Source organism: Sphingopyxis microcysteis (genome assembly GCF_012274265.1).
Classification (GTDB): domain Bacteria; phylum Pseudomonadota; class Alphaproteobacteria; order Sphingomonadales; family Sphingomonadaceae; genus Sphingopyxis; species Sphingopyxis microcysteis.
The window spans coordinates 1,119,475-1,140,774 of the sequence record NZ_JAANYY010000002.1 but is presented as its reverse complement, the minus strand read 5'-3'; the positions used below and the strand labels follow the sequence as shown (position 1 = coordinate 1,140,774).

At 64.7% G+C, this 21,300-nt stretch carries 17 protein-coding genes; 9 read left to right on the top strand and 8 right to left on the bottom strand.

Going from position 1 to position 21,300, the window contains the following annotated elements:
- Positions 1-23: 23 nt before the first annotated feature.
- The gene (locus G9408_RS05465; protein ID WP_168453015.1) at positions 24-2,099 is read left to right on the top strand and encodes a M13 family metallopeptidase; all 2,076 of its coding nucleotides are present in this window, start codon (positions 24-26) and stop codon (positions 2,097-2,099) included.
- A 16-nt stretch (positions 2,100-2,115) separates the two neighbouring features.
- On the opposite strand, the gene G9408_RS05460 is transcribed toward G9408_RS05465, so the two are convergent.
- Positions 2,116-3,639 (bottom strand): BCCT family transporter, encoded by a 1,524-nt coding sequence (locus tag G9408_RS05460; RefSeq protein WP_235957475.1) that lies wholly within the window; start codon positions 3,637-3,639, stop codon positions 2,116-2,118.
- Positions 3,640-3,793: 154 nt separating this feature from the next.
- Between G9408_RS05460 and G9408_RS05455 the strand changes: the two genes are divergently transcribed.
- Positions 3,794-4,207 carry a hypothetical protein gene (locus G9408_RS05455; protein WP_168453013.1) on the top strand — a complete coding sequence of 138 codons (414 nt, stop codon included), beginning with the start codon at positions 3,794-3,796 and terminating at the stop codon, positions 4,205-4,207.
- 4 nt (positions 4,208-4,211) lie between these two features.
- Here the strand turns inward: G9408_RS05455 and G9408_RS05450 are convergent, their stop codons facing one another.
- Positions 4,212-4,703, bottom strand: coding sequence for a hypothetical protein (locus G9408_RS05450; RefSeq protein ID WP_168453012.1), 492 nt, complete (start codon positions 4,701-4,703; stop codon positions 4,212-4,214).
- A 246-nt stretch (positions 4,704-4,949) separates the two neighbouring features.
- On the opposite strand from G9408_RS05450, the gene G9408_RS05445 reads away from it, so the two are divergent.
- Entirely contained in the window at positions 4,950-5,306 is a 357-nt protein-coding gene (locus G9408_RS05445) for a UrcA family protein (RefSeq protein ID WP_120216022.1), read from the top strand.
- A gap of 63 nt (positions 5,307-5,369) precedes the next feature.
- On the opposite strand, the gene G9408_RS05440 is transcribed toward G9408_RS05445, so the two are convergent.
- The 6 genes from G9408_RS05440 to ypfJ form a co-directional block, all read right to left on the bottom strand.
- Entirely contained in the window at positions 5,370-6,101 is a 732-nt protein-coding gene (locus tag G9408_RS05440) for a LytR/AlgR family response regulator transcription factor (RefSeq protein WP_120216023.1), read from the bottom strand.
- Complete coding sequence (locus G9408_RS05435) at positions 6,101-7,267, bottom strand: sensor histidine kinase (protein ID WP_232014847.1); 1,167 nt, start codon at positions 7,265-7,267, stop codon at positions 6,101-6,103. The genes G9408_RS05440 and G9408_RS05435 overlap by 1 nt, the downstream gene beginning before the upstream one ends.
- Before the next feature lie 105 nt (positions 7,268-7,372).
- Entirely contained in the window at positions 7,373-10,213 is a 2,841-nt protein-coding gene (locus G9408_RS05430; protein ID WP_210423183.1) for a valine--tRNA ligase, read from the bottom strand.
- A gap of 174 nt (positions 10,214-10,387) precedes the next feature.
- Positions 10,388-12,454, bottom strand: a complete 2,067-nt coding sequence (locus tag G9408_RS05425) for a S9 family peptidase (RefSeq protein ID WP_168453010.1) — start codon at positions 12,452-12,454, stop codon at positions 10,388-10,390.
- 340 nt (positions 12,455-12,794) lie between these two features.
- A complete protein-coding gene (locus G9408_RS05420; protein ID WP_328804389.1) occupies positions 12,795-14,078 on the bottom strand; it encodes a metal-dependent hydrolase family protein in 1,284 nt (427 codons plus the stop codon).
- Positions 14,051-14,956, bottom strand: coding sequence for a KPN_02809 family neutral zinc metallopeptidase (ypfJ, locus tag G9408_RS05415; protein ID WP_168453008.1), 906 nt, complete (start codon positions 14,954-14,956; stop codon positions 14,051-14,053). Before ypfJ ends, G9408_RS05420 begins: the two co-directional genes overlap by 28 nt.
- 153 nt (positions 14,957-15,109) lie before the next feature.
- Between ypfJ and G9408_RS05410 the strand changes: the two genes are divergently transcribed.
- The 6 genes from G9408_RS05410 (at position 15,110) to G9408_RS05385 (ending at position 21,159) form a co-directional block, all read left to right on the top strand.
- Complete coding sequence (locus G9408_RS05410) at positions 15,110-16,264, top strand: patatin-like phospholipase family protein (protein ID WP_168453007.1); 1,155 nt, start codon at positions 15,110-15,112, stop codon at positions 16,262-16,264.
- 28 nt (positions 16,265-16,292) lie between these two features.
- Entirely contained in the window at positions 16,293-17,078 is a 786-nt protein-coding gene (locus tag G9408_RS05405) for a 3-hydroxybutyrate dehydrogenase (protein ID WP_168453006.1), read from the top strand.
- 242 nt (positions 17,079-17,320) lie between these two features.
- The gene (locus tag G9408_RS05400) at positions 17,321-17,974 is read left to right on the top strand and encodes a DUF4893 domain-containing protein (RefSeq protein WP_168453005.1); all 654 of its coding nucleotides are present in this window, start codon (positions 17,321-17,323) and stop codon (positions 17,972-17,974) included.
- 195 nt (positions 17,975-18,169) lie between these two features.
- The gene (locus G9408_RS05395) at positions 18,170-19,492 is read left to right on the top strand and encodes an amidohydrolase (RefSeq protein WP_168453004.1); all 1,323 of its coding nucleotides are present in this window, start codon (positions 18,170-18,172) and stop codon (positions 19,490-19,492) included.
- 424 nt (positions 19,493-19,916) lie between these two features.
- Entirely contained in the window at positions 19,917-20,099 is a 183-nt protein-coding gene (locus G9408_RS05390) for a hypothetical protein (protein WP_168453003.1), read from the top strand.
- Positions 20,100-20,172: 73 nt separating this feature from the next.
- Positions 20,173-21,159: a TerC family protein gene (locus G9408_RS05385; protein ID WP_168453002.1), complete on the top strand. Its 987-nt coding sequence runs from the start codon at positions 20,173-20,175 to the stop codon at positions 21,157-21,159.
- Positions 21,160-21,300: the final 141 nt, after the last annotated feature.

Below are 21,300 nucleotides of genomic sequence, written 5' to 3'. Positions count from 1 at the left end.
CGGGGACATAGGGAGACTGGGGAATGATGAAATATCTGGGCGGGGCCGCGAGCCTTGCGATCACCATTGCGTTGGCCGCGACACCGGCGCTGGCGAAGGATGCGCCGGCGACCGCATCGCTGCATGCGGCGGGTGCGGAGGAAGCGGCGGGCGATGCGGAATCGCTGAAGGCGCTGACCTTTGGCACCTGGGGGGTCGATCTCGGCGCGCGCGACCCGAATGTGAAGCCCGGCGACGATTTCGACAAATATGCCAACGGCGGCTGGTTCGCCCGGACCGAAATTCCGTCGGATCAGGCGTCGGCGGGGGTCGATTACGACGTTTACAACCTGACCCAGCGCCAGCTGCGCGCGGTGGTCGCCGGGGCGCCGGCAACGAGCCAGGTCGGCGGATTGTATCAGAGCTTCATGGACGAAGCGCGGGTCGAGGCGCTGGGCGCCAAGCCTTTGCTCGCCGACATCGGCGCAGTCAGCGCGATCAACGATAAATCGGCCATGGCGCGCTTCATGGGCGGGACGCAGGGCGGCTTCGGTGCGACGATCGTCAGCGGCGGTCCCTATGCCGACACCGCAGACCCGACGGTCAATGTGCTATGGCTGGGGCAGGCGGGGCTTGGCCTGCCCGAGCGCGATTATTATCTGAGCGACGGTTTCAAGCCGCAGCGCGATGCCTATCGCGCCTATATCGCGCGGACGATGAAGATGGTGGGGAACGCCGACCCCGAAAAGGCCGCGGATGCGGTGATGGCGTTCGAGACCGAGATCGCGAAGGTCAGCTGGGCGATCGCCGATCGCCGCGACATCGGCAAGATCAACAATCCGATGTCGTCCGACGAACTTGCCGCCTATGCGCCGGGGCTCGACTGGACTGCGTGGTTTGCGGGGGCAGGTATCGCACCGCAGAAGCGCATCATCGTCAATGAAAAGACCGCGGTGCGCGATATTGCGGCGCTCTATGCCCGCACGCCGCTCGACACGATCAAGCTGTGGCAGCAGTTCCATGTCGCGAACAGCGCCGCGCCCTATTTGTCCAAATCGTTCGTCGACAGCCGCTTCGAATATACCAAGGCGCTGAGCGGGGTCGGCGAGCTGCGTCCGCGCTGGAAACGCGGGCTGACGCTGGTCGATGGCAGCCTCGGTGAGCTGGTCGGCGAAACCTATTCGACGCAATATTTCCCCGCGAGCGCGAAGGCGAAGATGGAAGTGCTGGTCGCCAATCTGAAACTCGCGATGGGTGACCGCATCCGGGCGAACAGCTGGATGGCGCCCGCCACCAAGCAAGCGGCGCTGGCGAAGCTCGCCAAGATGGACGTCATGGTCGGCTATCCCGACAAATGGCGCGACTATGCGGCGCTCCGGATCGATCCCACCGACCTTTATGGCAATGTGAAGCGCAGTTCGGCGTTCGAATATGCCTATGCGCTCGGCGATCTCAACAAGCCGGTCGATCGGAAGAAATGGGCGATGAACCCGCAGGAAGTGAATGCCTATAATGGCGGGCTGGAGAACAAGATCGTGTTCCCGGCGGGCATCTTGCAGGCGCCCTATTTCAGCGAGAGTGTCGATGATGCGGTCAATTATGGCGCGATCGGCGCGGTGATCGGGCACGAGATCATCCATGGCTTCGATGATCAGGGCCGCAAGATCGACGCCGACGGCGCGGTGCGCGACTGGTGGACCGCCGAGGACGCGGCGAAGTTCGACGCCGCGGCCAAGGCGTTCGGGGCGCAATATGCGACCTATGAAGCCGCGCCGGGATCGTTCATCAATCCCGATCTGACGATGGGGGAGAATATCGCCGATCTTGCCGGGCTGGAGGTCGCGTATGACGCGTACCAGCGCTCGCTCGGCGGCAAACCCGCGCCGGTGATTGACGGCCTGACCGGCGACCAGCGCTTTTTCCTGGCCTTTGCGCAGGCTTGGCGCACCAAGCAGCGCGAGGATGCGATCAAGCAGCAGGTGGCGAGCGATCCGCACAGCCCCGCGCGGTGGCGGATCATCGGGCCGGTGCGCAATGTCGATGCGTGGTACAAGGCGTTCGGCGTTCAGGCGGGCGCCAAATATTATCTGAAGCCCGAAGAACGCACCCGGATCTGGTAGTCCTGAGACCCCTTTCTCAGGATTGGGCGGGGGCGGCGTCATGCCGTCCCCGTACCGCCATTGCGATCAGCGACAGCGCCGCTCCGACAATCACGAACAGCGCAGGAAAGCCACCGAGAACCGACATCATGCGGATGCCGTCGATGCCGCCGCTCGCCACGAGTACTAGCGCGACCAGCCCGACGGTGATGCCCCAGACGGCTTGCACCCACAGCGGCGCTTCCGGCGTTTCCGGAGAGATGCCGTGCGTCGACAGCGCACTCATCGCGGAGACATTGGCGTCGGCACCGGCGACGTAAGAGAGGAAGATCGCGAACAACACGACCGCCGCGACGCCGGGGCCGCCGCCGAGCGCGCTGAACAGGCGGAACAGCACCGGGTCGGGCCCCTGCGCGGTCAGGATCGCGTAGAGGCTGGCGCCGCTTTGCTGGTCGAGCGCGATCGTTGCGCCTGCGATCGCGGTCATCCACACTGCGCCGAACAACGATGGCAGGATCAGATTGTAGAGGATGAAGGCGCGGACGCTGTAGCCGACTGCGAGGCGGCCGAGAAACAAGGCGGTGACTGGCGCCCAGGCGAACCAGTTGGCCCAGTTGAAGATCGTCCATTGCCGGTGCCACCCCGTATCGACGTCGAGGCCGAGGTTGCGGGGGATGAAGGTCTGGAAATAGTCGAAGGCGCCGCGCAGCGCGAGGTCGAACATCCGCGCGGTCGGGCCCGCGAGCAGCACGAAGGCGATGATGCCGAAGAATATCCAGGTGTTGAGGACCGAAAGCCCGGCTATCCCCTTTTGCAGGCCCGTCGCGGCGGAGATGAGGAAGCCGCCGACGATGGCCGCGGCGATCGCCCAGCGGAGAGCGGTGCCACCCGCAAACCCGCCGATCCCCTCGATCCCGCCCGCCAGTGCGAGCAGGCCGGCACCGAGCGAGGCGGCCATGCCCGCGACGAGGGCGTAGAGGCAGAGAATGTCGATTCCGGTCCCGACGGGGCCGTGCGCGCGCCGCCCGAGGAGGGGGACGAACAGCGACGACAGGCTGAACGGTTCGCGGTGATTGTAATAGACGAGCGCGAAGGCGAGCCCAGCAACGGTGTAAATGGCGTAAGGTGTCAGCGTCCAGTGCAGGAACATCGTCGACATCGCAAAGGTCGCGGCGGCGTCGCTGCCGGGGATCAGCCCGAGCATCGCGGGCGGATCGTTGAGGTGAAACAGCGGTTCGGCGGCACCCCAGAACAGGATGCCGGTCGCGATCGTGGTACAGAGCGTCACAGCGAACCAGCGCCAACGGCCCAGGATCGGCTTCGCATGCGGTCCGCCGATGATGCGCCCGCCGAGCGGAGAAAGCGCGATACCGGCGAGCAGCGCCAGAAAGGCGAGGCCGGACCATGCGAACAGCGGCGAAAAATGGCGCAAGATCCAGTCGTTGATCGCGACTTCGGCGGCGAGCACGGCGTCGCCCTGCCACAGGCTGAGGCCGACCGCCGCCAGCAGCACCGCGAGCGGGGTGAAAAAGACGGCGCGGTTGAGCGGGTGCTTTGGCAATGCTGGCAAATCGGCGTCCGATCGGACAAGGTGCGGCGGGGCAGCATGACCCCTGGCCTTGCGAAGGTCAATCAACGGGCTGTGATCCGGGCTGGAACGCCCGATGCAGCCATGCGTTGGACCGCCAAAGCGATGGATTGAAGGAGAGACTTCGATGAAGAAGATCATTCTGGCGGCAGCTACCGCAATGTCACTGGTCGGCACCGGACAGGTTGCAGCGTTTCAGGCGCCGGTCGCGACGCCAACCGAAGCGACCGCAGCGCAAACCAAGCTGCCCGACGGCACGACGGCCGAGGAACGGTCGAACACCGCGCGGCTCAATGCCGAACAGGCGGCGCGCGCCAAGGCCGAGATCACCACTTATGAGCAGGAGGTTTCGGCAGTGGCGCAGCAGGTCGCGCATGACCAGGCCGAGTTCGCCGAAGAAACTGCTGCTTACGAAGCCGAAAAGGCGCGTGTCGCGGCGATGTCGGCCGAAGAACGGATGAAGTGGGAGGCCGATGTTGCCGCGTGTAAAGCGGGCGACACGACGCGCTGCGCCAAACCGGTCGCGCCGCAGCCGCGCTGATCAGTCAATATTGCGGCGGTAGCGCCGACGTTTCCGCGGCGACCGGTTCGTCGTCCGCCACGCTGGCGGACACAATCGCGGGAGCCGTCACGACGCGACGTACCTCGCGCGGCGGCGGGTCCGGAAAGCGGCCGCCATAGCGATAGCCGTCATCGGGTTCGTCCGGTGGCGGCGGATCGAGGTCGACGGCGCCCAGCTCGCGAAACTCATGGCTCATCCGGTCTTCGCGATCGGCGCGGAGGCGCGCGGCGACGCCGTAGCTGTCGCGGCAATCGGGACAGGGCACCGCCCCGCCGACGGGCGCCGCCGCGGCGTCGGGGTTGGCGCTGAGGTGCGAATAGGTCGCGGGTTCGCCCATTCCGCCGATGGATCGCGTTCCAACCGCCATCTCGCCGAGCAGCATCCCGGCAATGACCCCGGCCAGCGCTACCGCGGACCAGCGGAACAGCCGGACACCGCGATGACGACTCGCGACGAAAGATAATTTCCTTGGCACGGCGCGATTTGGTCATGTGCGGGCGCCGGATGCAAGCGTGACGCCATCAAATTGCCCGCCTCTCGTCCGTTCGTCGACGGATGAACGGCTTTCGTCCGGTAATCGACCGGCCTTTCGCTCCGATCGATCCAAACGCGATTCTGATGACGTCTAGGGAGTATCACGGTTGTGCGGGATGCGGAGGTGCTGGTCTCCCCGGTCCAGAAACTCCGTGTCCCGCATCATCCCCCAAGAGAGGACTCCCCCATGGCGAAACTTTCCCTGATCCTGCTGACCGCGCCGATCGCGTGCGTTGGCCTGAGCGTCCCGGCCTTCGCGGCTGACGACGAAGACACACAGCGTAGCGTCGTCGTGCGCTATGACGACCTGAACCTGACGAGCGTGGAAGGGCGCGACCGGCTGAACGCGCGGGTCAAGTCCGCCGTTCGCAAGGTTTGCGACAGCCGCCCCAACTACCGCCAGACCTTGCACGAGCGGGCATTGTCGCTGGAATGCGAAACCGCCACGCTGGCCGACGCCGACGTGAAGCTCGCCAGCCTGCTGAATGGCGACGGCACCCGGTTGGCCGATCGCGGCAAGACGATCACGGTCGCCGCGCCCTAACGGTGCGGAACGCGCCAAGAAAAAAGGCGGTCATGCTGGAACAGCATGGCCGCCTTTTTCGGTTCAGGCGTGCATGATGGACTTGACGTCGTGGAGATAGGTGCGGCCGACGCGGTGGATGCCGCCATCGCCCAGATCGACGCTCCAAGCCCCGTCGCCATGATGTTTCAGCCCGACGATCCCGTCGCGGCGAACCATTTTCGAGCGGTGAATGCGCATGAACTGATCGGGGTTCATCCGCGCTTCCAGTGACTTGATGGTCTGGTGAATGAGCCAGCTGCGCGCGCCGACATGCAGCCGCATATAATCGCGCTCGGCCTCGATCAGATCGACCTGGCCCGCGTCGATACGCAGCATTTCGCCGCGGTTCTGAACCCAGAATTCGTTGATCCATTTGCTCTTTTGCGTCGGGGCGCGTTCCGCCGCGCGCCATTCGCGCACCCGCGCGAGCGCGCGGGCGAGGCGGTCGGGTGATACCGGTTTGAGCAGATAGTCGACCGCTGCGACGTCGAAGGCGGCGACCGCATATTGGTCGAACGCGGTGACAAAAATCACCGCCGGCGGATTGTCGAGCCGGTCGATCGCGGCGGCGACCTCCAGCCCGTTGAGATCGGGCATCGCGATGTCGCAGAGCACGAGGTCGGGGGCGAGCGCATCGACCATGCGCAGCGCCGAGGCGCCGTCGCTGGCGGTGCCGACCAGCGACACGCCGTCCTGCTGGCCGGTCAGTATCTGCAGGCGTTCAATCGCCAGCGGTTCGTCATCGACGATCAGAGTACGCAGCGTCTGGATCATCAGCGAGCCTCTCGTGATAATGGCAGCCAGAGCGACACGACGAAGCCGCCATCGTCCGACGGTCCCCATTCGCATCCGGCGGTCGGACCGTAGCGCGTGAGCAGGCGTTCGCGAACATTGCCGAGCCCGAGCCCGGTTCCCGACGCCGGGGTCGGCGCCTTGGGATCGATGTCGTTGTCGATGCGCAGCACCAGCAGCCCATATTCGGCGCTGGCGTGCAACCGGATCGCGATTTTGCCCTTGGTCGGCGCGACGCCATATTTGATCGCATTTTCGATGATCGGTTGGAGGATCAGCACCGGGACGCAGGCGTTTTTCAGCTCGTCGGGCATCGTGACCTCGACCTGCAAACGATCGGGAAAACGCGTTTGCTCGATTTCGAGATACAGGCGTTGCAGCGCGATTTCTTCGTCAAGGCTGACAAGCTGTTCGGGGTCGATCGCAAGGCTGGAGCGCAGGAAGGACGACAGGTTCATGATCATCGTCTCCGCCTCGCTCTTCGATCCTTTCAGGACGAGCGTCGACAGTGAGTTGAGCGTGTTGAACAGAAAATGCGGGTTCACCTGATAATGCAGCGCGCGCAGCTGCGCATTTTTTGCCTCCAGCCGGAAATGATTGGCGCGCCGTTCGACCGCGCGCATCTCATTCGCATAGCCGAAGGCGACATAGAGCGCCGCCCATACGGCAAAGAAGAAATACCAGCGGATCGAGCTGTCGAGAATCAGGATCGTTTCCCACGCGCCGGGGAATTTCGCCTGCATTTCCTCGATGATCCGCGTCGCTTCGGGAACCGGGAACCAGTAATAGAAGACGAGCAGGTTGACCGATGCATAGACGATCACCAGCGGCACCGCCGCGCCCAGCGCGGCCGCCAGGCGCGCGCCGAAACTCTGCGGCTGCGCGCGTTGCAGTAACTGGTAGAGGACAAAGGTGCATAAAATGCCCGCCACGACCACAATCGCGCGGCGCCAGATCGACGACAGCGGCTCCGCCACGCCGGTCAGCATCGCAAGGCCCGTGGTGATCAGGAAATAGATCACCCACATCGCGACGATCGATCCGATCGCAACCCGCGGGTTGACGCGTGCGTCGGAGGCGCGCCAGTCGGGCGCCGCCGCCAACATTTTTGCGCGCTGATCGCGCAGCGCGTCCTTACGTAGAGCCATGTTCATTGCGCCTGCTTTAGCGCCAAAACCGGCGCCGACGCTAGCAGACGGCGGGCCGCCAGTCGAACCCCCGGGCGCTTTGGTCGAAAGCCCGTGCGTCGATCGTCACCCCAGCCGGGCCAGCGCGGCGGTCAGCCGGTCCGCTTCTGCTTCCTTCGCGGCATGATCGGCGCGCGCCTTTTCGACCGCTTCGGGCTTGGCGCGTTCGACGAACGACGGGTTATTGAGGCGCCCGGCGAGGCCGTCGCGTTCCTTGACCGCGGCGGCGAGCGCCTTGGTCAGACGGTCGCGTTCGGCGGCGATGTCGATGACGCCTTCGAGGGGGACGGTGATCGTTTCGCCCTCGACGACAAGCTGCGCCGATGCGCCAGCGGGGGCGGGGTCGAAGCTGACATTTTGAAGCCGTGCTATTCGCAGGAGCGCTTGATAGCCGGCGTTGACGCGCGGCTGTAGGCTCGCGGGGAAGTGCGCCATCAACCTGTCGCTCGGCTTGATCCCAAGTTCGGTCCTGGCGGAACGAACTTCCTTGATGACCGCGACGAGCCAGTTGATCTGGGCGCTCGCTTCCTCATCGAGCTCCGCATTGGGGGCGGGCCAATTTGCTGTGATTAGCGGATGGTTCGGTCGGTCACCCATCGCGTGCCAGAGTTCTTCGGTAACGAACGGCATGAATGGGTGCAGCATGACGAGTATCTGGTCGAGGGCCCATCCTGCAACACGACGCGTTTCGTCGGCCATATCTGGCTGGAACTGAGCGTCCTCATTCAGCGTTGGCTTGATCAGTTCGAGATACCAGTCGCAGAAACGATCCCAAGCAAAGCTGTAGATCGCATTCGCGGCTTCGTCGAAGCGATAGGCGGCGAAGGCGGTTTCCATCGCGGTAACGGTCGCCGCGACTTCGCCGATGATCCAGCGGTTGACCGGCAGGGTGGCGGCGGGCGCCTCGAAGCTGGTCGATGCCGAAATGCCATTGGCTTCGCAGAAACGCGCGGCGTTCCACAGCTTGGTAGCGAAATTGCGATAACCCGCGAGGCGCGCGTCATCCATCTTGATGTCGCGACCCTGGCTTTCCATCGCCGCCATGAAGAAGCGGAGGGCATCGGCGCCATATTGGTCGATCAGCCCGAGCGGGTCGACGACATTGCCCTTCGACTTCGACATCTTCGCGCCATCGGGCGCGCGGACGAGGCCGTGGAGATAGAGCGTCTTCCACGGGACATCGCCCATGAACTCCATCCCCTGCATCGCCATGCGCGCATCCCAGAAGAAGAGGATGTCGAAGCCCGAGATGAGGACGTCATTGGGGTAGTGGCGTTTGACGAGGTCCGTGTCTTCCGGCCAGCCGAGGGTGGCGAAGGGCCAGAGGGCGGAGGAGAACCAGGTGTCGAGAACGTCAGGGTCGCGATAAAGATAGACATCAGCGGTGTTGCCCGTCGCAATCTCGTCGGTGAATTCGATTGTTTTAGCTGAACCGTAGTACTCTCGCGCCTGCTCAAGCACTTCCGCCTCATCGATCCCAACGAAGACCTGTTGGCCGCTATAAAATGCTTGTTCGCGTTCGGGCTTGCGAGAGTCGATAATGACTGTCTTTTGCTGATCCTTGCCCGGCCCATACCAAGCCGGAATCCGGTGCCCCCACCACAGTTGGCGCGACACGCACCATGGCTGGATATTCTCCATCCAGTTGAAGAAGGTCTTTTCCCATGTTTTGGGCACAATGTTGATGCGCCCGTCGCGCACCGCCGCCATCGGCGGCTGCGCGAGCGTTTCGGCGTCGACATACCATTGGTCGGTCAACCACGGCTCGATCACCACGCCGCCGCGATCGCCGAACGGCGTCTGGATCGTGCGCGGCTCGGCGTCGTGAGCGTTGCCATCCTTGTCGACATGCGGGATCAGGAAGCCTGCTTCCTTCATCCGCGTCACGACCAGTTCGCGTGCCCCATCGACACCGTCGCGTTTGAAACGGTGGAGGCCGAGATATTCTGCCGGGATCAGCCCGTCGCTCGTCTGAATGACGTTCGCATCGCCGTCGAGCATGTTGAGCATTTCGCCGGGCTTGAAGCCCGCACGCTTGCCGACGTCGAAGTCGTTGAAATCATGCCCCGGCGTGATCTTCACCGCGCCGCTGCCCAGCTCGGGATCGGCATGTTCGTCGGCGACGATCTTGAAGCGGCGCCCGGTGATCGGCTGCAGGATATCCTTGCCGATCACGCTCTTGTAGCGCGCATCGTCGGGATGCACCGCGACCGCCATGTCGGCGAGCATCGTTTCGGGGCGCGTTGTCGCGACCTCGATATAGTCGCGCTCGTCATCGAGCTTAACGCCATCGGCGAGCGGATATTTGAAGTGCCAGAAGCCGCCCTGCACCTCGTGCGTCTCGACCTCGAGGTCCGAAATCGCAGTTTTGAGCTTCGGATCCCAGTTCACCAGGCGCTTGTCGCGGTAGATCAGGCCCTTCTTGTGGAGGTCGACGAACACCTTGACCACGGCTCGCGTGAAATGCGGGTCCATCGTGAACTGTTCGCGCGACCAGTCCATCGAGCAGCCGAGGCGGCGAAGCTGGCCGGTGATCTGGCCGCCGCTTTCAGCCTTCCATTGCCACACCTTGTCGATGAAATCTTCGCGGCTGTAGTTGGTGCGCTTGTCCTGCCGCGCCTCGAGCTGGCGCTCGACAACCATCTGCGTCGCGATCCCGGCATGGTCCATGCCGACGACCCACAGCGCGTCCTTCCCGCGTAGCCGTTCGTAGCGGACGAGGACGTCCTGCAACGTGTTGTCGAGCGCATGGCCGATGTGCAGCGCGCCGGTGACGTTCGGCGGCGGGTTGACGATCGTGAAGGGGGTGGCTTCGGGACGATGCGGGCGAAATAGCCCGCGGTTTTCCCACTCACTGGCCCATTTCGCCTCGATTGCGGCGGGATCGAATGTTTTTTCCATCGGCATAATGCGCCGCGCTTTGCCAGCCATGGTGCGGCGCGGCAAGGGGCAATGGCGCGCTTCGTCATCCGGCCACGATTGTCGTCGCCCCCGCGCAGGCGGGGGCCGTTATCGGGCGTATCCATCCTAGCCGCGTAAACCTCCAGCGGCCCCCGCCTGCGCGGGGGCGACGAAGGCGGGCTATTTCTTCAAATGCCTGCCCAGCCAGCCAAACACCGTCTGATACCATTGGACGCTGTTCTGGCCCTTCAGGATCCAGTGGTTCTCGTCGGGGAACACCAGCAATTCGCCCGCGACGCCCTGCCGTTGCAAGGCGTGGAATGCCGCGAGGCTTTGGCTGTAGGGAATGCGGAAATCCTTTTCGCCGTGGATCACCAGCATCGGGGTCTTCCATTTGGTGACGTGATTGACCGGGTTCCACTTCTCGGCATCGCGGCGCTGCCACCATGGGCCGCCATGATCAAATTCGTCGAACCAGGTTTCCTCGGTCTCGAACGCCATCGCGCGCAGGTCGAATACCCCGGCATGGTTGACGAGGCATTTGAAGCCGTCGGGCCAATTTCCCGCGATCCAGTTCATCATGTAACCGCCATAGGAACCGCCGAGCGCGCAGGCGTTGGCGGTGTCGACATTGGCGTCCTGCGCTCCCGCTGCGGCGAGTCCGAGCTTGAGGTCTTCGAGCGGCTTGCCGCCCCAATCCTGATTGATGCTGTCGGTGAACGCTTGGCCGTAACCTGTCGAACCGTGGAAATCGACGGTCACCGCGGCATAGCCCGGCGCCGAAAACAGCCGCGGGTTCCAGCGCGTCGACCAGCTGTTGCCAAAGCTCGATTGCGGGCCGCCGTGGACGAGGTAGGCGACCGGGAGCTTGCCCTTGGTGTCGGCGGTCTTGACGATCTGACCCCACACGGTGTCGCCATTGGCGCCCTTGAAACTGAAGCGCTTGGCATCGACGGGGTCGAGTTCGGCCAGCTGGGCGCGGTTGACGTTGGTCAGGCGGGTAATCTTGCCCTTGGCGTCGCGCGTCCAGAGGTCGGTCGGCACCGCGACGCTGTTACGCGAGTAGAGCAGCGCGCCGCCGGGCAGGGGGGTGACGTCGCCGATATTGCCCTCATAGGCTTCGGTGGTGGCCTTGAGCTTGGCCACCTTGCCGGTGTTTACATCGACCTGAAAGACGGGATGGTCGAGCACTTCCTGCGCGGTGACAAAGAGCGATTTGCCGTCCGCTGCCCACGCGATCGAGCCGACCGAACGATCCCACCTATCGGTCAGCTTGCGCGTTTCGCCGCTGGCAAGGTCGCGTAGCATCAGCACCTGCCGATCGGCCTCATAGCCGGGGCGGGCCATCGCGGCATAGGCGAGCCATTTGCCGTCGGGCGAGAGCGTGGGCAGGGTATCGGTCGCCTCGTTTTCCGCAGTCAGGTTCCGCGGCATCATCCGGCTGTCGACCAGCCAGCTATAGATATCGAGGTTGGTCGAGGTTGGCTCGTCCTTGTCGGCCTTGCGCAGCGTGAAATACACGGTGCGGCTGTCGGCGCCCCACGCCAGTTCCTCGCCGCCGCCAAAGGGTTTCGACGGGCTGTCGCCGGTCAGCCCGGCATCGACGGCGCGCGCGGTCGTCGCCTTGCCCCCGTCGAGGTTGAAGACAAAGGGGCGGCTATAGGTGCCGGGGGTTTCCCAGCTGTCCCAGTGGCGCACGAAGCCCGTGCCGTCCTTGTACAGGCGGCCGGTGCCGGGGCCAGGCTGTGCGCCCTTGTCCTTGGCGTCGCAGCCGAAATCGGTGCATTCGCGCGGCACGTCGCCCCAGGCCAGCAGGCGCTGGCCGTCGGGCGAAATCTTGAACCCCGACACGTCAGCCACGGTATCGGTAACCTGCACGGCGCCAGCGCCAGTCTTGGGATCGACCCGCCACACCTGGCTTTTGCCACTGGCGTTCGAGAGGAAATAGAGGCTGCCGTCGGGGTGGAAGGCGGGGGCCGATTCATTCTTGTCGGCGATATCGGCGACGCGCACCGGCGCAGCATCCTTCGCATTGCGGTCCACCAGCCACAGGCCGGTCGCGCGCTTGTAGGTCGCGGCGTCGGTCTCGGTCATCTGGAACACCACCCAGCGTCCGTCGGGCGACGCGGTCGGCGCCGCGACGCGTTTCAGCGTCGCCAGATCGACCTCGGTCATCGGGCGCGCGAAGGCGGGGGTTGACAGGGCAGCGGCGAGCGCCAGAGCGCTGGTCAGGATATGGTTTCGCATGAAAGCGGTTTAGCGGGGTAGGGCGCGCGTTCAAGCGTGTTCGTCGATTGCGGGTTCAGGGCGTTCGGTTTGGGGGGGTGAGCAGACCTAGCCTTATTCGTCATCCCGGCGAAGGCCGGGATCTCACCCTATCGGTTTTCCACACCGGCGAGATCCCGGCCTTCGGCGGGATGACGATGTTATAGATACTCCCTGTGGCGAAGCCATGGGGAGGGGGACCGTTCGCGAAGCGAATGGTGGAGGGGCAGCGGCGGTAGTGCCAATGCCCCTCCGTCAGCGCTCCGCGCTGCCACCTCCCCATCGCTACGCGACAGGGAGGATCGACGGCAGCAATCGGTCGCTACCGGACGATCTCGCCGCCCTTCATCACATGGTCGATCTTTTCGAGCACCGCGATGTCGGCAAGCGGGTCGGCCTTTACCGCGACCATATCGGCATAGCGGCCGGGCACGATCGCGCCGATGTCGCCACGGCCCATCTCGATCGCGGCGCGGCCGGTGGCGGACTGGATCGCCTGCATCGGCGTCATGCCATATTTGACCATGTTGCGGAATTGCCGCGCGTTCAGCCCGTGCGGATAGACGCCGGCATCAGTGGCGTAGCCGATATTCACACCCAGCTCGACCGCGCGGCGAAACGCGGCGCGCTGGGCGTCGGTGGTTTCGCGGTTCTTGCGCAGATATTCCTCGGGCCAGCCCTCCTTGGTCCCGACATCATCGATGTAGGTGCCGTTATAGATGTCCATCGCCAGCCAGGTGCCGCGCGCCTTGGCGAGCCGGAGCGCTTCCTCGTCCGCGAGGCTGGCGTGCTCGATGCTGTCGACCCCGGCGTTGATCGCGATCTTGATCCCCTCGGCACCATGGGCATGCGCCGTGACCTTCTTGCCCCGCGCATGGGCGACTTCGACCACGGCGCGCAGATAGTCCTCGCTGAGTTCGACCGCACCGGGTTCGGTGCCGATCGCCAGTACCGCGCCAGTGGCGATCGTCTTGATGAAATCGGCGCCGCTATCGAGCAGGAAGGTGGTTTTGGCCGCCGCTTCTTCAGGCGTTGCAGCAACGCCCAGCCGCATGTCGGGCGGCAGTTGGTCGTTGGGCACGACGCCGTTCAATTCGCCGCCGCCCTTGGGGATCGTGATATAGGCGCCTGCGACCCACATCCGCGGTCCGGGGACATCGCCCCGCTCGATTGCGTTGCGCAGCGTCACGTCGGTCAGGCCGCGATAGGTGCCGACGTCGCGCACGCTGGTGAACCCCGCGTCGAGCGTGACGCGGGCGTTGCGCGCGCCGACGAGGACGGTCTCGGCGGGCGAGGCCTTGATCGGCGCGGCAAGGTCGGCGCTCTGGCCGAGGTCGGCGAGATGGGTGTGAAGGTCGATCAGCCCGGGCAGGACGGTGTAGCCCGACCAGTCGAGCCGCGTCGCGCCCGCGGGCGTTTCGCCGCATGGCCCAACCGCCTTGATCCGCTCGGACTCGATCGTGATGCATTGGCCGGTGCGAACGTCGTCGGTCACGCCGTCGATCAGCCGTCCGGCCTGAACATAGATCGTCTGCGCCATCGCAGGCGTCGCGGCCACCGCGGCCGCGAGCGCTACGATCAGATGGCGGTATCGAAGGCGTTGCACTGGCGCGGATCCCCCGATTGCAGGCCGCGGCGCAGCCATGTCATACGCTGTTCGCTGGTACCATGGGTAAAGCTTTCGGGGACCGGACGCTGCCCCGCCGAACGCATCAGCGTGTCGTCGCCGATCGCATTCGCCGCGCGCATCGCCTCTTCCATATCGCCCGGTTCCATCACCGGCTGACCCGCCGCAGTGCGCGCGCGCGCGGCCCAAACGCCAGCGTAGCAATCGGCCTGCAATTCCATGCGGACCTGCAGCGCGTTGCCTTCCGCCTGCGAGCTGCGCGCCTGCGCCTGACGGACCTGGTTCGAAATCCCGCTGATCGTCTGGATATGATGGCCGACCTCGTGCGCGATCACATAGGCCTGCGCCGCGTCGCCCGCGGCGCCGAATTTCTGTTCGAGCTCGCGGAAGAAGCTGGTGTCGAGATAGACGCCCTGGTCGGCGGGGCAATAAAAGGGGCCCATCGCCGCCTGTGCCGCGCCGCAGCCCGAACTGTTGCGTTCGGTAAAGAAATTGAGCGTCGGCCTTTGGTAGCCGCTAACCAAGCCCTCCCAAACCGTGTGCGTCGATCCGAACACATTGCAGGCGAACCGTTCCGAAGCGGTGTCGCAGGCGACGTTCGCGCCGCCGCGGCTGTCCGCCATCGGATCGGCGGTGCCGCCGCCGCTGCTCAGCATATTGGCACCGGGGCCGAGCAGGAAAAAGGCGACCGCCCCGATCAGCAGGATCGTCCCGCACCCCATCTTACGCCCGAGCAGCATCGGCAGGAACCCGATCAGCAGTCCGCCCAGCCCGCCGCCACCCCCGCCAAAACCACCGCCCCCGCCGCGGCCCAGGTCGCGAATATCGTCGCCGGGATCATAATCGTCGAGGCGCATGGGGGTTCTCCGCCGCTAAAGTGTCAGTCGGTCTCGATAGTTACAGCAGCGCCGGGCAATTGAAAGAGACTTCGCGCGCGACGCGGCGCTTGCAATCATTTGTGCTGCGGCGCACCAATTGCGCTGTCGCGGATCAGAGGAGCCCCCGAGTCCATGCCACGCCGTGCTGCCGCCGCGCTCCCGCTTCCCGACCTCGTCGTGCTTGTGCTGCAAGGCGGCGGGGCGCTCGGTGCCTTTCAGGCAGGCGTGTATGAGGCGCTGATCGAGCTCGGGATCGAACTCGATTGGGTCGCCGGTATTTCGATTGGCGCGGTTAATGCCGCGATCATTGCGGGCAATCCGCGCGATACGGCGGTGGGCAAGCTGCGCGAATTCTGGAACGGCGTATCGTCGGCGCTGCCGTCGCTGCCGACCGCCGATAATGACTGGGCGCGCGAATGGGCGCATATGGTCGCGGCGGGGCAGGTCGCGGCGTTTGGCGTGCCCGGCTTTTTCACCCCGCGCTTTCCGCCGCCGATGTTCGCCGAGCGTCAGACCCCCGAGGCGGTCAGCCTTTACGATACCAGCCCGCTGATCCAGACGCTCGACCGCCTTGTCGACTGGGACCGGGTGAACAAAGGCAATGTTCGCCTGTCGGTCGGCGCGGTGGCGGTCGAGACCGGGAATTTCCGCTATTTTGACACCAGGATCGACACGATCGACGCGCGGCATATCCTGGCTTCCGGCGCGCTGCCGCCGGGGTTGCCGCCGGTCGAGATCGACGGCACCTGGTATTGGGATGGCGGGCTGGTGTCGAACACCCCGCTCGAGCATGTCGTCGATGCCGCCAAAGAGGATATGCTGGTGTTTCAGGTCGATCTGTTCCCCGCGCGCGGCGAGCGGCCGCACGACATGGAAGAAGCCTGGTCGCGCGAAAAGGATATTCGCTATTCCAGCCGTACGCGGCGGATTTCGGACGGGCTGGTGCGGCGGCGCAAGGAGCATCAGCTGATCGACCGGATGCTCGCGAAGCTCCCGGCGGAGGCGCTGGACCTGCCCGAGGTCAAGGCGGTGCGGCGGATGGTCGACTGCAAGGCGCTGAACGTCGTTCAGCTGATCCACCAGCCGCCGAAATGGCAGACCGGGGCGCGCGATTTCGAATTTTCGCGCTCGACAATGGAGGCCAATTGGGCGCTGGGGCGCGCCGCGGTCGAGGCCGCGATGAAAGACGGGCACCTGCTCGCCGACAGCATCGCCGAAGGGCGATCGGGCAGTTTTGCGGTGCAATCCGACGCGCTGCGTTCCAAGGCCGATCCCGACATCAACTGAATATTCTTCCATCGAAAGGATTTGCACCATGCGTCTCAAAGGAAAAACCGCGCTCGTCACCGGATCGACGTCGGGCATCGGGCTGGGCATCGCCAAGGCGCTGGCGAGCGAGGGCGCGAATCTCATCATCAACGGCTTTGGCGACGCCGCGGCGATCGAGGCCGAGCGCGCTGCGCTCGAAGGCTTGAGCGGCGGCAAGGCGAGCTATGACGATGCCGACCTGACCAAGGTCGATGCGATTACCGCGATGTTCGAGCGCGCCGATGCCGATATGGGCGGCGTCGACATCTTGGTGAACAATGCCGGGACGCAGTTCGTGTCGCCGATCGAGGATTTCCCGGTCGAGAAATGGGATCTGATCCTCGCGCTCAACCTGACGTCGGCGTTTCACACCATCCGTCACGCCGTCCCCGGGATGCGCAGAAAGGGGTGGGGCCGGATCATCGGCACCGCATCGGCGCACTCGCTCGTCGCCTCGCCGTTCAAATCGGCCTATGTCGCGGCGAAGCACGGGCTGGTCGGAATGACCAAGGCGGTCGCGCTGGAAGTCGCGGACGCCGGGATCACAGCCAATTGCATCAGCCCCGGCTACGTCTGGACCCCGCTGGTCGAGGGACAAATTCCCGACACGATGAAGGCGCGCGGGATGACGCGCGAGCAGGTGATCAACGATGTGCTGCTGGCGGGTCAGCCGACCAAGCAGTTCGTGACCGTCGAACAGGTCGCGGCGCTGGCATCGTTCCTGACCCGCGACGAGGCGGCGAACATCACCGGCGCCAATCTGAGCGTCGATGGCGGGTGGACCGCTGCCTGACGCCGACCTTCTCCCCTTGGGAGAAGGATACGAAGCCTTATCGTGAAGCGATTAGGCGGAGTTGGATGAGAGTCTCGGGGGTGGCGTGCATCGGCCACGCCTGATCCCCTCACCCAGGTCCGACTAGCCAACAAGTTGGCAAGTCTTCGCAACCCTCTCCCGACGGGAGAGGGTAGAGTCGCTTGAGCATTCTCCTTTCCCCTCCTAAGGTTAACGCAGCCGGACCAGGGGAGAGACGGAGAATGAGGGGTCGCACCAACTATTTTCTTGCCATGGCGCTGGGGCTGACGGCGGCTGGATGCCAGTCGGTCCCGGTGGTGCCGACAATACCGCCGTCGGCGGCCGACGAGCCGCCCGCCGCGGGAAGCTGGCGCGCCACCGCGACCGATGCCGACAAGGAACGAATTCGCGGCTGGTATTCCAGCTGGGAAGCGGCGCTGGCCGACGCGCGGGCGAAGGGGCATGGCGCCGAAATCGATCGCGAAGGGGGGCTGCTGCAGCCGATGGCGGCGCTGCCCAACGCGCATCTGCCGGCGGGCGATTACCGCTGCCGGACGATCAAGGTCGGCGCGAAGGGACGCGGCGGGCTCAGCTATATCGCCTATGGCTGGTTCCGTTGCCGCGTGGCACCCGAACAGGGGCTGTCGAGCCTGACCAAGCTGACCGGGTCGCAGCGCCCCGTGGGGTTGATCTTTCCCGATCATCTGAAACGCCAGATTTTCCTCGGCACGCTCGAGCTCGGCGACGAGAAAATGGCGGTCAATTACGGCAGCGACCGGATGCGCGACATGGCGGGGCTGGTTGAACGGATCGGCGACAATCGCTGGCGTCTGGTGCTGCCCGCCCCGGCTTATGAATCCTTGGTCGATGTGATCGAACTGGTTCCGGGCGGCTGACGTCCGATTGAAAGGATGCTTACGTTCCGTTCGTGTCGAGCGACGTCGAGACACGCTTGGGACGCGCTACGCCGCGGGGTGTCTCGACTTCGGCCAATGGCCGAAGTTTATCCTGAGCGCCTGCCAAGGCAGTCGAAGGGCTCGACACGAACGGATCAGGATCGGCTCGCAAGAGCTTGGTACAGGGGAATGACGATGCAGAACTTATGGACGGGCGCCGCGGCGCTGGCGCTGATAGCAGTGGGGGCCACCCCCGTGGCGGCGCAGCAGCTCGGCAGCGAAGTGCAGAAGCAGATGCCGTCGCTGATGAAGATTTACGACGACCTCCACGCTAATCCCGAACTCAGCTTCATGGAGGTCCGCTCGGCAGGCATCCTCGCGGCCGAGGCGCGCAAGCTGGGGTTTGAAGTCACCGAAAAGGTCGGCGGCACCGGCATCGTTGCGGTAATGAAGAACGGCCCCGGGCCGATCGTCATGGTGCGCGCCGACATGGACGGGCTGCCGGTGACCGAACAGACGGGGCTGCCGGGCGCGTCCAAGATACGCGTGACCACCGCAGAGGGGGTCGAAACCGGCGTAATGCACGCTTGCGGCCACGACACGCATATGACCGCGTGGGTGGGCGTCGCGCGGCTGATGGCCGCGAACAAGGCGAACTGGTCGGGGACGCTGGTGATGATCGGCCAGCCCGCCGAGGAACGCGGCGCCGGGGCGCGGATGATGCTGGCGGACGGGCTCTATACCCGCTTTCCCAAGCCGCAATATGCGCTGGCATTCCACGACGCGGCGCAGTTTCCTGCCGGGGTAATCGGCTACACGCCGGGATATGCGCTCGCCAATGTCGACAGCGTCGATATCTTGGTCAAGGGCGTCGGCGGCCACGGCGCCTATCCGCAAACGACCAAGGACCCGATCGTGCTGGCCAGCCGCATCGTGACGACGCTGCAAACCCTTGTATCGCGCGAGATCAGCCCGCTCGATAGCGCGGTGGTGACCGTGGGCAGCTTTCACGCCGGGGCAAAGCATAATATCATCTCGGACGAAGCGAAGCTGCAACTGACGGTGCGCAGCTACACCGATGCGGTGCGCGAACATCTGCTCGACGGCATTGCGCGCGTCGCCAAGGGCGAGGCGATTGCGGCGGGAGTTCCCGAGGACAAGATGCCGGTCGTGACCGTGCAGAAGGACGAATATACGCCATCGACCTTCAACACGCCCGATTTCACCGAGGAAATGGCGGGCTTTCTGAAAACCAGTTTCGGCGACAAGCGCGTGGTCCAGGTGCCGCCGGTGATGGGCGGCGAAGATTTCGGCCGCTTCGCGCGCGACGACAAGGGCATCAAAAGCCTGATCATCTGGGTCGGCGGGGTGCCGCAGGCCGAATATGACGCGGCGAAAAAGGAAGGCCGGACGCTGCCCAGCCTGCACTCGCCCTTCTGGGCGCCCGATGCCCCGGCGGTGATTTCGACAGCGACCGAGGCGCTGACGGCGATGGCGATGAAGTTGATGGGGAAATAGCGAGCCACGCGGGAACCGGCCGGTCGCGGTCATGCCACTATCGTCATCCCGGCGAAGGCCGGGATCTCACCCTATCGGCTTGCCGCACCGGCGAGATCCCGGCCTTCGCCGGGATGACGAATAAGCAACGGGCGGGGATACACACCCAAAGTTACACCCCATCTATCGTGCCCACTGCTCCACCCAGCCGGCCCGACCGAACGGCTTTTCCGCCAATATGATATCGGGAGTCTTGAAACCGTCACATACCCCACCTAGATTGATCTCATGCGGGCCGGGCCCCTCTGGCGTCGGCGGGACTTTTCCCGCCACGTGATGTCGGACCGCATCGGGTGACACCGATGCTCTGGGCCTACCTCCCCCCTTACACCCGGGTCCGGCATCGGCGTCACCTGCTTGATTTTCAATCAGGAGGCCCATTTTCATGACGCTTAATCCCAATGTTTATCGGCTCACCCTGCTGCATCGCCAGCTGGACGAGGCGGCGCGGCGCGAGGCGCGGCGGCGTGGAGCTGATCCGTTCCGCCTGCTGCGGCTGAAGACGCTGAAGCTTGCGGTCAAGCGGCGCCTGGCGGCGCTGTCGCTGCGTCCGGCGCTCGCCCGCTAATCCATCCTAATCAAGACCGGAAGCGTCGTCCCGCCGGGGCGGCGCTTTCTGGCGTTCACCAGGGACTATCACCATGGAATTTCTGTTTGCCGACTGGCTGGGCACCCCGGCCTGGTTCTGGCTGGCGTTCATCGCGCTGGTCGTGGCGCTCACCGCCTTTGACCTTGGCATCCTGAACAAGGAAAACAAGGAAATGGGGATCGGCGAGAGCCTGAAGCTCTCGGCGCTCTATATCGGCATCGCGATGGCGTTCGGCGCCTGGGTCTGGGCCGCGAAAGGCGGCGAGGCGGGGCTGCAATATTACACCGGCTTCTTTATCGAGAAGGCGCTGTCGATCGACAACATCTTCGTCATCTCGCTGATCTTCGCCACCTTTGCGATCCCGCCGCGCTACCAGTATCGCGCGCTGTTGTGGGGCATCGTCGCAGTGATCGTGCTGCGCGGGATCATGATCGCGGGCGGCGCGGCGCTGGTCACCGAATATGAATGGCTGCTCTATGTGTTCGCCGCGTTCCTGGTGTTCACGGGGATCAAGATGCTGTTCGCGGGCGACAAGCCGATGGACGTCGCGGGTAACCCGGTGGTCAAATGGCTGTCGCGCCATATCCCGATCACCAACGAACTGCACGGCGAGAAATTCTTCGTGCGCGTGCCCGACAGCAAGACCGGCAAGCTGGTACTGGCGGCGACGCCCTTGTTCCTCGCGCTCGTCGTCATCAACCTCGCCGACCTCGTGTTCGCGGTCGACAGCGTGCCGGCGATCTTTGCGATCACCACCGATACCTTCATCGTCTATACGTCGAACATCATGGCGATCCTGGGCCTGCGCGCGCTCTATTTCGCGCTGTCGGCGATGGTGCACCGTTTCCATTACCTCAAATATGCGCTCGCGCTGGTACTGGTGTTCATCGGGTCGAAGATCTTCGTCGCCGATTTCATCCTCGGCGGCGACAAATTCCCGCCGCTGGTCAGCCTTGGCGTAACCGTCGCGCTGATTGCGGGCGGCGTGATCTGGTCGCTGGTCAAGACGCGCGACGAGGAAGCGATCCTGCCGCAATAAAAATGTCCGCCGGAAGCCCGTATAAGCTTCCGGCGGACAGGCTTTCCTCCCCAGGAAAGCTCGGGAGGCGCGGGGGCTGGGTCGCTAGCCCCCGCACCAAGCGGGGTGGCGCGAGCGGGTGCAACGGGCCGCTCGCGCCGA